We start from the raw sequence: 13,138 nt of genomic DNA, 5'->3' as shown, positions 1-13,138 counted from the left end.
CGGTGCGTGGCACCCGCTTCGCGGGTGATCGCGGCTGAAGCCGCTCCTACAGAGGTTGCGTCAAGTCGAGTGGTTCCAGTGTCAGGCTTTGCCGGGGATGCCGTATTTGCGCAGCCGCTGGGCAATCGCCGTGTGCGAGGTCTGCAACCGCCCGGCCAGCTGCCGGGTCGAGGGGTAGCTGGCATACAAACGCTGCAGCAACTCCCGCTCGAAATCCCCCACCGCCTGCTCCAGGCTCGCCACTTCGCCATCCTGGCCCCGGGCCACCGAGGTGCCGGCGATGTCCAGGTCGCCGATGTCCACCACATTGCTTTCGCAGATGGCCGCAGCGCGGAAGATCACGTTCTGCAACTGGCGCACGTTGCCCGGCCAGGGGTTGCCCAGCAGCGCCGGATGGGTGGCCGCGGCCAGGCGGCAGGGCGGGCGCTGGATCTGGGTGCAGGCCTGCTGCATGAAGTACTGCGCCAGGGACAGGATGTCCTGGCCGCGATCACGCAGGGGCGGGACCTGCAGATTGAGCACGTTGAGGCGGTAGAACAGGTCTTCGCGGAAAGTGCCCTCGGCGACCATGCGCTCCAGGTCGCGGTGGGTGGCGCTGATGATGCGCACGTCCACCTTCACTTCGCGGTCGCCGCCCACGCGGCGGAAGCTGCCGTCGCTGAGAAAACGCAGCAGCTTGGCTTGCAGGTACGGCGACATCTCGCCGATCTCGTCGAGGAACACCGTGCCCTGGTTGGCCAGCTCCATCAGCCCGGGCTTGCCGCCACGTTGCGCGCCAGTGAAGGCGCCGGGGGCATAGCCGAACAGCTCGCTCTCGGCCAGGCTTTCGGGCAGCGCCGCGCAGTTGAGTGCCAGGAACGGCGCGGCGTGGCGGCTGCTGATGGCATGGCAGGCGCGGGCCACCAGCTCCTTGCCGGTGCCGGTCTCGCCATGCACCAGCAGCGGCGCGTCGAGGGTGGCCACGCGCAGGGCGCGGGCCTTGAGGGTGCGGATCGCCGGGGAGTCGCCGAGCATGGCGTCGAAACCTTCGGCGTGGTCGTGGTGCAGGGCCGACAGGCGCTCGCCCATGCGGTTGGGCGGGTACAGCGTCAGCAGGCCGCCGGCGTGGGTGATCGGCGTGGCGTCGAGCAGCAGGCTCTGGCCATTGAGCTGCATCTCGCGCATGGGCAGGTGGAAGTTGTTGTCCAGCAACGCTTGCAGCAGGTCGGGGTCGCCGAACAGCTCGCCCACCGAGCGCCCGGCCGATTCGCGGCCGCACAGGGCGATCAGCGCGGGGTTGGCCAGCAGCACCTTGCCGGCGCTGTCCACGGCCAGCACCGGGTCGCTCATGGCGGCGAGCAGGGCGTCGAGCTGCAGGTGGCGGCGTTGGCCGGGGAGGATGTCGACCACTTCCACCGACTGCACGCCACGCACCTCGAACAGGGCGTCGTGCAGTTCCTCCAGCACGGCGGGGCTGAGGGTGGGGGCGTCGATGTAGACGTTCGGCGGGACCATCTCCACGGCATCGAGGTTCAGGTTGCGGGCGCCGAGCAGGGCCAGGACTTCCTGGGTGATGCCGACGCGGTCGATGAAGCTGACGTGGATGCGCATGGGGGGCAATTATGGCCGAGGGAGGCCGTAGTATGCCTTGGGAGCCGGGGCTAGCCCAACATTGCCGGGGGCGCTGTGCGCCCCTTTCGCGACACAAGGCCGCTCCTACAGGGATCGCACGTACCTGTAGGAGCGGCCTTGTGCCGAAAAGGGACCCCGAGGATCACTCCAGATGCTCAGGCTTGATCGGGTCGCCCGATTTCACATCCAGCTTGGCGCGAATGTCCTCGAACATCGCGTCGTAAAGCTTGTGCGGCGAGCCAAGGGTCTCGAACTTCTTCGGTGGGGCCAGGTAAGCCTGGGCCTTGCGCGTGGTGACGCTCAAGAAACTGGGCAGCACCTGGTCCTTGGCCAGGAAGAACTTCTCGTCCACCGTCTTGCCTTCGATGCTGCCATGCAGGCGGAACTGGATACCTCTGCCTTCCTTGGGGTCGGTCGCTGCCTCGTATTCGATATTGAGGTCGTAGCTGTGGTCGTTTTTGTTCAGCGCCGTGCGCTCGATATGCACGTGACCGGGTTGATACTGGGCCATGGCGGAATCCTCCGGAAGGTTGAAAGCGGCGGGTGCCGGGCACCCGCCAACTGCATTCAACGGTAGCTGATACCGGGCTTGCTGGTGGAAACCCGGGTGCCGGCGGTGCCCTTGACGATGTCCTCGATGTTCTCCAGCGAGCTGATCACCGCGACCTTGCCGGTGTTGCGGGCGAAATCGCAGGCGGCCTGGACCTTCGGCCCCATGGAGCCTGCGGCGAAGCCCAGGCGTTCCAGCTCGTCGGGGTGTGCCTGGGCAATGGCCTTCTGGGTCGGCTTGCCCCAGTCGATGTACGCCGCGTCGACGTCGGTGGCGATGATCAGCAGGTCGGCGTCCAGTTGTTCGGCCAGCAGCGCCGAGCACAGGTCCTTGTCGATCACCGCCTCGATGCCCTTGAGCTTGCGGTTTTCGTCGTACATGGTGGGGATGCCGCCGCCGCCGGCGCAGATCACGATGCTGCTCTTCTCCAGCAGCCACTTGATCGGGCGGATCTCGAAGATGCGCTTGGGTTTCGGGCTGGCCACCACGCGGCGGTACTTGTCGCCGTCGGGCTTGACCACCCAGCCTTTCTCCTTGGCCAGGCGCTCGGCCTCGTCCTTGGCGTAGACCGGGCCGATGAACTTGGTCGGATCCTTGAACGCCGGGTCGTTGGCGTCCACTTCGACTTGCGTGAGCAGGGTGGCGAAGGGCACTTCGAAGGCCAGCAGGTTGCCCAGTTCCTGTTCGATCATGTAGCCGATCATGCCTTCGGTCTCGGCACCGAGCACGTCCAGCGGGTAGGCTTCATCCGGCTTGTACGACAGCCCCTGCAGCGACAGCAGGCCGACCTGCGGGCCATTGCCGTGGGCGATGACCAGCTCGTTGCCGGGGTGGATCTTGGCGATCTGCTCGGTGGCGGTGCGGATATTGGCGCGCTGGTTGTCGGCGGTCATCGGCTCGCCGCGGCGCAGCAGGGCGTTGCCGCCCAAAGCAACAACGATACGCATGGGGAATGTCCTTCTGATGAGTGACGCGGTCCCTGTAGGAGCCGGCCTTGCCGGCGAATGCCATGGCATGTGTCGGCATCGGGGTGGGCCGGTTCGCCAGCAAGGCTGGCTCCTACAGGGGGGGCGTGGGGTTACAGGTCGGCCAGGGTCGACACCAGGATCGCCTTGATCGTGTGCATGCGGTTTTCCGCCTGCTCGAAGGCGATGCAGGCCGGCGACTCGAACACGTCATCGGTCACTTCGATGCCGTTGGCCAGGTCCGGGTACTGCTCGGCGATCTGCTTGCCGACCTTGGTTTCGGAGTTGTGGAACGCCGGCAGGCAGTGCATGAACTTGGTGCGCGGGTTGCCGGTGGCCTTCATCAGTTCCTTGTTCACCTGGTAGGGCTTGAGCAGCTTGATGCGCTCGCCCCAGGCTTCAATCGGCTCGCCCATCGACACCCAGACGTCGGTGTGGACGAAGTCCACGCCGTTGACCGCGGCTTTCGGGTCTTCGGTCAGGGTGATGCGCGCGCCGCTTTCCTCGGCGTATTTATGGCAACGCTCGACCAGGTCGTCATGGGGCCACAGCGCCTTGGGCGCGGCGATGCGCACATCCATGCCGAGCTTGGCGCCGATCAGCAGCAGCGAGTTGCCCATGTTGTTGCGGGCGTCGCCCAGGTAGGCGTAGCTGATGTCGTGCAGCGGCTTGTCGCTGTGCTCGCGCATGGTCAGCACGTCGGCGATCATTTGCGTTGGGTGGTACTCGTCGGTCAGGCCGTTGAACACCGGCACGCCGGCGAACTTGGCCAGCTCCTCGACGATCTCCTGCTTGAAGCCACGGTATTCGATGGCGTCGTACATGCGCCCGAGCACGCGGGCAGTGTCCTTCATGCTCTCCTTGTGGCCGATCTGCGAGGAGTTGGGGTCGATGTAGGTGACGTTGGCGCCCTGGTCATAGGCGGCGACTTCGAAGGCGCAGCGGGTGCGGGTCGAGGTCTTTTCGAAGATCAGGGCGATGTTGTTGCCCTTCAGGTGCTGCTGTTCTGTGCCGGTGTACTTGGCGCGCTTGAGGTCGCGGGACAGGTCCAGCAGGTAGCGCAGCTCGCGGGTGCTGTGGTGTTCGAGGCTGAGCAGGTTGCGGTTATGGATGTTGAACGCCATGACGGTTCTCCTTGGATTCGGTGAGGTGCCCGGCCGCTGCTTTGTGGGGGCGGCCGGGTGCGATGGGCGTTAGTAATCGATAGGGTCGCGGACGATCGGGCAGGTCATGCAGTGGCCGCCGCCGCGGCCCCGGCCCAGTTCGCCGGCGCTGATGGTGATGACCTCGATCCCGGCCTTGCGCAGCAGGGTGTTGGTGTAGGTGTTGCGGTCGTAGCCGATGACCACGCCGGGCTCGACTGCCACCACGTTGTTGCCGTCATCCCATTGTTCGCGCTCGGCGGCGAAGCTGTTGCCGCCGGTCTCGACCACGCGCAGCTTGACCCCCAACTGTTCGCCGACCACCTCGATGAACGACTTGTTCTCGCGGCGCACGTCCAAGCCGTAAGGCTTGCTTTCGTCCGGGCGGATGATGAACGGCACGATCTCTTTCACCACTTCCGGGAAGACCGTGACCAGGTCGCGGTCGCAGAAGCTGAACACGGTGTCCAGGTGCATCGCGGCGCGGGACTTCGGCAGGCCGGCGACGATGACTTTCTCCACCGCGCCCTTGGCGAACAGGTTCTGCGCCAGTTGGCCGATGGCCTGGCGCGAGGTGCGCTCACCCATGCCGATCAGCACGATGCCTTTACCGATCGGCATCACGTCGCCGCCCTCGAGGGTGGCCTTGCCATGGTCCTTGTCGGGGTCGCCGTACCAGACCTGGAAGTCGGCGCCGGTGAATTCCTTGTGGAATTTGTAGATGGCGGTGGTCAGCAGGGTTTCCTGGCGTCGCGCCGGCCAGTACATCGGGTTGAGCGTGACGCCGCCGTAGATCCAGCAGGTGGTGTCGCGGGTGAACTGGGTGTTGGGCAGCGGGTCGAGCAGGAAGCTGGAGTGGCCCAGGTAGTCGCGGTACATCTTGATCACGCTGGCGCCTTCGCTGTCGGGCAGGTCGTCACCGGCCACGCCGCCGATCAGGAACTCGGCCAGCTTGCGTGGCTCCAGGCTTTCGAGCCAGCTGCGCACTTCGTTGGTGAGGCCGACGCCGACGGTGTCGGAGGTGATCTTGCGGTCGAGAATCCACTTCAGCGCTTCGGGTTGCTGGACGATGTCGGTCAGCAGGTTGTGCATTTCCAGCACGTCGACGCCGCGCTCGCGCATCTTGGTGACGAAGTCGAAGTGGTCTCGTTTGGCCTGGTCGACCCAGATCACGTCGTCGAATAGCAGTTCGTCGCAGTTGCTCGGGGTCAGGCGCTTGTGCGCCAGGCCCGGGCTGCAGACCATCACTTTGCGCAGTTTGCCGGCTTCGGAATGAACGCCGTATTGCTGTTTCTCAGTGGACATGGTGAATCCTCCTGTAAAGCGAAGTCGTGGTTCAGAGCGTCAGGAAGCCGTCATACAGGCCGTAGGCCGCCACCAGGGCGCCCGCGACCACGGCGGCGAAGATCAGTTTTTCCACGTTGGTGAAGATCGGTTGGCCGACCTCGCGCTTGGCCTTGGCGAACAGGATCGCGCCAGGGGCATAGAGCAGGGCCGAGAGCAGCAGGTATTTCACGCCGCCGGCGTACAGCAGCCAGATCGCGTAGACCAGGGCGATGCCGCCGATGATCAGGTCTTTCTTGCGTTCGGCCAGGGCCTGTTCATAGGTCTCGCTGCGCCAGGCCAGCAGGAAGGCATAGGCCGCCGACCACAGGTAGGGCACCAGGATCATCGAGGTGGCGAGGTAGATCAGCGACAGGTAGGTGCTGTTGGAGAACAGGGTGATGACCAGGAAGATCTGCACCATGGCGTTGGTCAGCCACAGGGCGTTGGCCGGCACATGGTTGGCGTTCTCGCGGCGCAGGAACTCCGGCATGGTGTGGTCCTTGGCGGCGGCGAACATGATCTCGGCGCACAGCAGCACCCACGACAGCAGGGCGCCCAGCAGCGAAATGATCAGGCCGACGCTGATCAGCACCGCACCCCAGTGGCCGACCACATGTTCAAGCACGGCGGCCATCGACGGGTTCTGCAGCTTGGCCAGTTCCGGCTGGGTCATCACGCCCAGCGACAGCACGTTGACCAGCACCAGGAACAGCAGCACGGTGACGAAGCCAATGACCGTGGCCTTGCCGACGTCGGAGCGTTTTTCCGCACGGGAGGAGAAGATGCTCGCGCCCTCGATGCCGATGAACACCCACACGGTGACCAGCATCATGTTGCGCACCTGGTTCATCACGCTGCCCAGCTCAGGTGTGCCCAGCGCCCAGATGTCGGCGGTGAACACATCGAGCTTGAAGGCGAACAGGCAGATCAGGGCGAACAGCGCCAGCGGCACGACCTTGGCCACGGTGGTGACCAGGTTGATGAAGGCGGCTTCCTTGATGCCGCGCAGCACCAGGAAGTGCACTGCCCACAGCAGGACCGAGGCGCCGATCACCGCCGCCGGGGTGTTGCCTTCACCGAACACCGGGAAGAAGTACCCCAGGGTGCTGAACAGCAGCACGAAGTAGCCGACGTTGCCCAGCCAGGCGCTGATCCAGTAGCCCCAGGCGGAAGAGAAACCCATGTAGTCGCCGAAGCCGGCCTTGGCATAGGCGTACACCCCGCCGTCGAGGTCAGGCTTGCGGTTGGCGAGGGTCTGGAAGACGAAGGCGAGGGTGAGCATGCCCACCGCGGTGATGGCCCAACCGATCAGCACGGCCCCAACGCCAGCGCTGGCGGCCATGTTCTGTGGTAACGAGAAGATCCCGCCACCGATCATCGAGCCGACGACAAGTGCAACAAGTGCACCGAGTTTTAGTTTTCCGGGAGAATCAGACATTTAACGACTCCATACCAGGAGAAAGTTGACCTCAGAATAAATCTGACGCCTGGATCATTCGCTGACTTAGATCAGTTCATGCCCGCATGAAGATCAGAAAAATCCTTCATGCGCCTCCTGGAGGATGCCGACAGCTCTGGCGCAGGCCTTGTGCGCTGGCACCTCCGTGTCCTTCTAGAGCAAACGCTCCGTTTCGCCTGCGAACTGTGAAGTTAGACCGTTTTAGGGTTTTCGCAAATTTTTCACAGTAAATAGCGACAGGTTTAGACGGCTCGTGAAGTATTCGACAACAGTGATTTTTATGAGGGGGATGCCATAGACATTCCGGTTATGAGTGCTATAGGTTTAATGGCTCGATTTGATAAAAATCTTGTAACGATAATGTTGGCAAACACGTTTACGCGCGCCCGCGCACGAGGAACCCCATGAGCGAACCAGGACAGAAATTGCGCCTTGGCGCGCTCATCGCGCTGGTGGTCGGCTCGATGATTGGCGGCGGGATCTTCTCGTTGCCGCAGAACATGGCGGCGCGTGCCGATGTCGGGGCCGTGCTGATCGGCTGGAGCATCACCGCGGTGGGCATGCTGGCCCTGGCGTTCGTGTTCCAGACCCTGGCCAACCGCAAGCCGGAGCTGGATTCCGGGGTGTATGCCTACGCCAAGGCCGGTTTTGGCGACTACATGGGCTTCTCTTCGGCCTGGGGCTACTGGATCAGCGCCTGGCTGGGCAACGTCGGCTACTTCGTGCTGCTGTTCAGCACCCTGGGCTTCTATTTCCCGGTGTTCGGCGAAGGCAACACGCCGGTGGCCATCGGTTGTGCCTCGTTGCTGCTGTGGGCGGTGCATTTCCTGGTGCTGCGCGGTATCAAGGAGGCGGCGTTCATCAACCAGGTGACCACCGTGGCCAAGGTGGTGCCGTTGCTGATGTTCATCGTCATCGCCGCCTTCGCCTTTCGCGCCGACATTTTCACCCGCGACATCTGGGGGCTGAGCAACCCCAAGTTCGGCAACGTGCTCGAGCAGGTGCGCAACATGATGCTGGTGACGGTGTTCGTGTTCATCGGCATCGAGGGCGCCAGTGTCTATTCCGGGCGAGCGTTGCATCGCTCGGACGTGGGCAAGGCGACGGTGGTGGGCTTTCTCGGGGTGCTGGCGTTGCTGGTGCTGGTCAACGTGCTGTCGCTGGGGGTGATGACCCAGCCTGAGTTGGCGGGGTTGCAGAACCCCTCGCTGGCTTCGGTGCTGGAGCATATCGTCGGGCCCTGGGGCGCGCTGCTGATCAGCATCGGGTTGGCGGTTTCGCTGCTGGGGGCCTTGCTGTCCTGGGCGCTGTTGTGTGCCGAGATCCTGTTCGCCACCGCCCGCGACAAGACCATGCCGCGCTTCCTGGCGCGGGAGAACAAAAACCATGTGCCGGCCAATGCCCTGTGGCTGACCAATGTGATGATCCAGGGCTTCCTGCTGATCACCCTGTTCTCGGCGGGCACCTACACCAGCCTGATCTACCTGGCGTCGTCGATGATCCTGGTGCCGTACTTCTGGTCGGCGGCCTACGCGGTGTTGCTGGCGCTGCGGGGAGAGAGCTACGAGGGGCAGGCCGGGCTGCGGCGCAAGGACCTGCTGGTGGCGGCGGTCGCGTTGCTGTATGCGGTCTGGCTGCTGTATGCCGGCGGGCTCAAGTACGTGCTGTTGTCGGCGTTGCTGTATGCGCCGGGGGTGATCCTGTTCGCCCATGCCAAGCGCGAGCAGGGGCAGGTGTTGTTCACGGCCTGGGAGAAGCTGATTTTCGCGGCGGTGCTCGCCGGTGCGGGATTGGCCGCGTACGCACTCTATTCCGGATTGCTGACCCTGTAGGAGCCAGCCTTGCTGGCGAACGGTACACCTCGGTGTATCAGGCAAGGCTGCGCCTTGCATTCGCCAGCAAGGCTGGCTCCTACGAAAAGCGTCACCAGCGGGCGTTGGAAGAGCCGAGCTCGCAGGCGCCCAGGGACCCGCTCAGCTGTGCTTCTCCTACTTCAAGAGGCCCCCTGATCCATCTCGCTTCACCCCAGGGTGTGTGCTCGACATGCGGGTCGTGATCGTCGGACGACTCCGGCGCTCGGGGCGTGACCAGATCCACAGGTTGCCAAGGGTCATGCCGCCGATGGCGAGGAACACTGGCCAGCGGTGGTCGAGGAAGGTCAGCATCAGCCCCGCGCACAGCAACATGCTGACGGTGGCGCTGACTTTCGCCCGGCGCTGGATCACTTTGCCGTTGCGCCAGTTGTAGAGGATCGGGCCGAACAGACGGTGGTTCTCCAGCCATGCTGATAGTCGTGGCGAGCTGCGGGTGGCGGCCCAGGCGGCGAGGAGGATGAACTCGGTGGTGGGCAGGCCGGGGATGACGATCGCGACCAGGCCGATCCCCAGGCTGACATAGGCCAGGATCGCATACAGCAGGCGGGACAGTTTCGAGCGGGCGATTCGGGTCATGGTCTCACGGCAACGGTGTGGCCGCCCGAGGGCGGCCGGGTAAAGCGTGTCAGGCCAGTGCAGCGTCGGCGGCGTAGGCGTGCTTGAGCAGTTCGGTGAAGCGCTCGAAGGCGGCGACCGCGCCACGCTCGGCGGCGGCTTCCTCTTCAGCCGACAGCGCCAGGCCGTCGAGAATGCGGGTGAACTGCTTCCAGCCTTCGGCGCGGCCACCGGCCGGTTCGCCCAGGTGACGGGCACCGAAGCTGTCGGACAGCTCGAGGGCCACGGCACGCTTGATCAGGAACGCGGCGCCCAGTTTGGAGCCTTCGGAGACGAAGATCCAGCCCATGGCTTCACCCAGGCTTGGCGACTGCAGGGCACCGGCGACCGGGGCGGGGACTTCGGTGTCGAGGTCGGCCAGGTCCAGGCGCGCTTGTTCGGCGCGGCAACGTTCGGCCAGGTCGGGGACGATGGCGATCAGTTGCGGGTCGTTGTACAGCGCCTGCAATTCAGATTGGAACAGGTACTGGGCGACCACGAAGCGGGCGAAGCTCTCGCGGGTGTCGAACGGCTTGTGCGACTTGACCAGGGCGTCCAGCTCGGTGTGCGGGGCGTGGGTGATCTGGTTGAGGCGCTGGGAGCGCAGGGCGGCGCGCTCGGAGGAAGGGGCGTTCATGGGGCATCCTTGGAAAATGGGGCGTCTAGTGACAAGACGAAACAGAAGACGCGGGACAGTAAAAAAACCTCACCTGCGAAGTGAAATCATTCTCATGAATCGACGTCAGGGTGTCGCGCATTGATTGGGTGCGGTCTGTGTAGGAGCGGCTTCAGCCGCGATCACCCGCAAAGCGGGTGTCACACACCGAGGTGGCTGCATCGCGGCTGAAGCCGCTCCTACAAATGACGCTGAGCGCAGCCACGTTGAGGAGCGGGGTTGTCCCGCGATGCAGTTGCCGATTTCAGCCGATCAGATATCCCACACCAGGTTGATGGCGAAGTTACGCCCCGGCATGGTCAGGCGATCGAGGTTGGCCGGTTGGGTCACGCCCGCTTCACCCAGCGCGTCGTAGCCACGCACGTCATCCCACTGCCAGTACTTCTTGTCGGTCAGGTTGTACAGGCCGGCGTTGACGGTGATGTCGTCGGTCACCTTGTAGTAGCCGGTCAGGTCCAGCACACCGTAGCCCGGGGTACGGAACTGCTTGCTGGCGCCATCGGGGGCGAAGAAGGTGGTGTCGTCGACACGGTCCTTGCGCTTGACCAGGGTCCAGCTGACCAACCCGCCGTAGTTCTGCTGCTCATAGCCCAGGCCCAGCACCGCGGTCAGCGGGTTTACGCTGTTCAGTGGCTGGCCGGTGTCGTCGTTGCGGCCACGGGCGTAGGCCAGCGAGCCCTGGGTGTACAGGCCTTGCACGGCACCGAAGTGGTCGAGGTTCAGGCGGCCCTTGAACTCGGCGCCCTTGATGGTGGCGTGCTTGATGTTGTTGGCCTGGAAGGTCGAACCGAGGTTGGCCGACTGCACGGCGTCCTCGTTGATGAAGTCGCGGTACTTGTTGTAGAACACCGCCACGTCGAAGTTACCGGCCTCGAAGTTGCCGCGCAGGCCGGTCTCGTAGCTCTTGCTCTTCTCCGGTTCCAGGTTCGGGTTGGGCTCGACGCTATAGCCCAGGGTCGGGTTGTCGAAGCGCCCATACATGGCCTTGGCGGTCGGGGTGCGGAAGCCTTCGGCGTACTGGCCGTACCAGGTGTAGTTGTCGTTGAAGGCATAGGTGACGCCGAACTTGGGCGAGACGCGGTGCCACTTCTTGTCCGAATCGTCGATGCTGCCTGGCGCCGCGCCGGTGCCCTGGATACCGCGCAGGAACTCGGCGGTCATCTTCGGTTCCATGCGGGTGTAGTCGTAGCGCGCACCCGGCAGGAAGGTCCAGTTGTTCCAGCGGATTTCGTCCTGGGCAAACAGGCTGTAGGTGTTCACGGTCGGGTCCGGGAAGTCGCTGACCAGCACCTGGCCATCGCTCGGGCTGTTCTGGCCGATGGCCCGGCAGGAGCCACCCACGTTGAGGCAGGTGCCGGTGCCACTGCGCGAACCGGTGACCTTCTCATGCTTGAGGGTCGTGCCGTAGGTCAGCAGGTGCTCGGTGGCGCCAATGCTGAAGGCCTTGTCGAGTTGGCCGTCGAAGACCCACTGGCGGTCCTTGTAGGTGGTCTGGCGGTCGCGGAACACCTGGCGGCCGTTGGCGAAGTACAGCTCGTCGGTGCGCTGGTCGGTCTTGGCGATCTGGTAGTTCAGGCTCCACTTCACGTGGTCGGCGACCAGGCTGTCGAGACCGAATTCGTGGTTGATGCCGAAGCGCTCGCGGGTGACGGTGTCGTTGCCCTGGCGCATGCGGTACATGTTCGAGGCGCCACGGCCCGGAATGAACGGGCCACCCACGGCGCTGAGGATGTTCTGGTCACGGTCATCCTTGTAGTGCTCGTAGGTGAAGCCCAGGCGCGCGTCGTCGGCGTAGTTCCAGCCGAGCTTGGCCAGCACGTTGGTGGTGCGCACGTCCTCGGGGTTGGCCTCGCTGCGGTCCAGGCCGGTGCCCCCGTGTTCGCCGTAGGATTCGGTCTCGTGGCCATTGCGCTGGCTCAGGTGCAGCAACCCGTCGAAATCGCCCTGGCGACCGGCGACGGTGGCGGAGGTCAGCCAGCTTTCGTCGGCGGAGCTGTAGCCGGTCTTCAGGCGCGCGCCGACATCCTTGCCAGGCTTGATGATGTCGTCGGGGTCGAGGGTGAAGTAGCTCACCGCGCCACCGATGGCGTTGCTGCCGTACAGCACCGAGGCCGGGCCACGGAGGATCTCCACGCGCTTGATGATCTCCGGGTCGACGTAGTTGCGCTGGGTCTGGGCGTAGGGGCCGTAGAAGAAACTGTCGGGGATCGACACGCCATCGACCTGGGTGAGGATGCGCTCACCATCGATACCGCGGATGTTGTAGCCGTTAAGGCCGCTGCGCTGGCCGACGCCGCCGACCGAGACGCCCGGTTCGTAGCGCACCAGTTGCTTGATGTCGTTGACGTTCTGCCGGTCCAGCTGTTCGCGGGTCTGTACGCTGACGGTGCTCGGCACCTGGCTGACGTCCTGGGCACTGCGCGTGGCGCTGACCGTCACCTGTTGCAGGGCGATGGCATTGCCTGCCGCCTGGCGTTCGAGCACTACATTGCCGTTGCCGATCTTGCGGTAGCTCAAACCGGTGCCGCGCAGCAGGCGCTGCAACGCCGCCTCCGGCGCCAGCGAGCCCTGCACGCCCGGCGACGCCACGCCCTCGGCCAGGTCGGCGCTGAACCCGACCTGCCAGCCGGTTACCTGGCTGAACGCGTTGACGGCCGACACCAGTGGCTGTTGGTCGATGGCGAAACGGTAGTCGCCCATGCGCGGGCTGCTCGCTTGGGCCGGTTCGGCGGCCAGCGTCGGCAGGCTGATGGCGCCGCTGGCAAGCAGGGCCAGGGTCAGCAGCGACAGTTGCCCCCGACGGCGGGAAATGGAGGACGGGCGGGTTTGACCAGTGGACATCGAAAGCGCTCCCTGTCGCGCGAAGGGTTATAGGCAGTGGCTGTTCTCGTTTTCGAACGAGAATCAATCGTATTGGCTATAACGAGACGGGCGAGGGAAG

The 13,138-nt window shown here is 64.4% G+C and carries 10 protein-coding genes; 1 reads left to right on the top strand and 9 read right to left on the bottom strand.

Going from position 1 to position 13,138, the window contains the following annotated elements; all coding sequences use genetic code 11:
• Positions 1-81: 81 nt before the first annotated feature.
• From P5705_RS02440 to arcD (P5705_RS02415), 6 genes are all read right to left on the bottom strand, one after another.
• On the bottom strand, positions 82-1,590 hold the full coding sequence (locus P5705_RS02440; protein ID WP_277459420.1) for a sigma-54-dependent transcriptional regulator: 1,509 nt from the start codon (positions 1,588-1,590) through the stop codon (positions 82-84).
• A 163-nt stretch (positions 1,591-1,753) separates the two neighbouring features.
• The gene (locus P5705_RS02435) at positions 1,754-2,122 is read right to left on the bottom strand and encodes a DUF5064 family protein (protein WP_277459419.1); all 369 of its coding nucleotides are present in this window, start codon (positions 2,120-2,122) and stop codon (positions 1,754-1,756) included.
• Between the two features lie 56 nt (positions 2,123-2,178).
• Positions 2,179-3,108, bottom strand: coding sequence for a carbamate kinase (gene arcC, locus P5705_RS02430; protein WP_277459418.1), 930 nt, complete (start codon positions 3,106-3,108; stop codon positions 2,179-2,181).
• Positions 3,109-3,239: 131 nt separating this feature from the next.
• A complete protein-coding gene (locus P5705_RS02425) occupies positions 3,240-4,250 on the bottom strand; it encodes an ornithine carbamoyltransferase (protein WP_277459416.1) in 1,011 nt (336 codons plus the stop codon).
• A 69-nt stretch (positions 4,251-4,319) separates the two neighbouring features.
• A complete protein-coding gene (gene arcA / locus P5705_RS02420) occupies positions 4,320-5,573 on the bottom strand; it encodes an arginine deiminase (RefSeq protein ID WP_277459415.1) in 1,254 nt (417 codons plus the stop codon).
• A 31-nt stretch (positions 5,574-5,604) separates the two neighbouring features.
• On the bottom strand, positions 5,605-7,032 hold the full coding sequence (arcD, locus tag P5705_RS02415; RefSeq protein ID WP_277459414.1) for an arginine-ornithine antiporter: 1,428 nt from the start codon (positions 7,030-7,032) through the stop codon (positions 5,605-5,607).
• Between the two features lie 425 nt (positions 7,033-7,457).
• Here arcD (P5705_RS02415) and arcD (P5705_RS02410) point away from each other — a divergent pair, with 425 nt between their 5' ends.
• Complete coding sequence (gene arcD, locus P5705_RS02410; RefSeq protein ID WP_277459413.1) at positions 7,458-8,885, top strand: arginine-ornithine antiporter; 1,428 nt, start codon at positions 7,458-7,460, stop codon at positions 8,883-8,885.
• 156 nt (positions 8,886-9,041) lie between these two features.
• On the opposite strand, the gene P5705_RS02405 is transcribed toward arcD (P5705_RS02410), so the two are convergent.
• The 3 genes from P5705_RS02405 to P5705_RS02395 form a co-directional block, all read right to left on the bottom strand.
• A complete protein-coding gene (locus tag P5705_RS02405) occupies positions 9,042-9,503 on the bottom strand; it encodes a YbaN family protein (protein WP_277459412.1) in 462 nt (153 codons plus the stop codon).
• A 49-nt stretch (positions 9,504-9,552) separates the two neighbouring features.
• Positions 9,553-10,158 carry a biliverdin-producing heme oxygenase gene (locus P5705_RS02400; protein ID WP_240065523.1) on the bottom strand — a complete coding sequence of 202 codons (606 nt, stop codon included), beginning with the start codon at positions 10,156-10,158 and terminating at the stop codon, positions 9,553-9,555.
• Positions 10,159-10,449: 291 nt separating this feature from the next.
• On the bottom strand, positions 10,450-13,038 hold the full coding sequence (locus P5705_RS02395) for a TonB-dependent receptor (RefSeq protein ID WP_277459411.1): 2,589 nt from the start codon (positions 13,036-13,038) through the stop codon (positions 10,450-10,452).
• Between the last annotated feature and the right edge of the window lie 100 nt (positions 13,039-13,138).

Origin of the sequence: Pseudomonas entomophila, assembly GCF_029478665.1 — a bacterium.
GTDB classification, from domain to species: domain Bacteria; phylum Pseudomonadota; class Gammaproteobacteria; order Pseudomonadales; family Pseudomonadaceae; genus Aquipseudomonas; species Aquipseudomonas entomophila_F.
This window is presented reverse-complemented; position numbering and strand designations above follow the sequence as displayed.

Coding starts and splice junctions, on each gene's coding strand:
- P5705_RS02395 (WP_277459411.1), bottom strand. CDS start 13,038: ATGTCCACTGGTCAAACCCGCCCGTCCTCCATTTCCCGCCGTCGGGGG.
- P5705_RS02435 (WP_277459419.1), bottom strand. CDS start 2,122: ATGGCCCAGTATCAACCCGGTCACGTGCATATCGAGCGCACGGCGCTG.
- arcD (WP_277459413.1), top strand. CDS start 7,458: ATGAGCGAACCAGGACAGAAATTGCGCCTTGGCGCGCTCATCGCGCTG.
- arcA (WP_277459415.1), bottom strand. CDS start 5,573: ATGTCCACTGAGAAACAGCAATACGGCGTTCATTCCGAAGCCGGCAAA.
- P5705_RS02440 (WP_277459420.1), bottom strand. CDS start 1,590: ATGCGCATCCACGTCAGCTTCATCGACCGCGTCGGCATCACCCAGGAA.
- P5705_RS02400 (WP_240065523.1), bottom strand. CDS start 10,158: ATGAACGCCCCTTCCTCCGAGCGCGCCGCCCTGCGCTCCCAGCGCCTC.
- arcD (WP_277459414.1), bottom strand. CDS start 7,032: ATGTCTGATTCTCCCGGAAAACTAAAACTCGGTGCACTTGTTGCACTT.
- arcC (WP_277459418.1), bottom strand. CDS start 3,108: ATGCGTATCGTTGTTGCTTTGGGCGGCAACGCCCTGCTGCGCCGCGGC.
- P5705_RS02405 (WP_277459412.1), bottom strand. CDS start 9,503: ATGACCCGAATCGCCCGCTCGAAACTGTCCCGCCTGCTGTATGCGATC.
- P5705_RS02425 (WP_277459416.1), bottom strand. CDS start 4,250: ATGGCGTTCAACATCCATAACCGCAACCTGCTCAGCCTCGAACACCAC.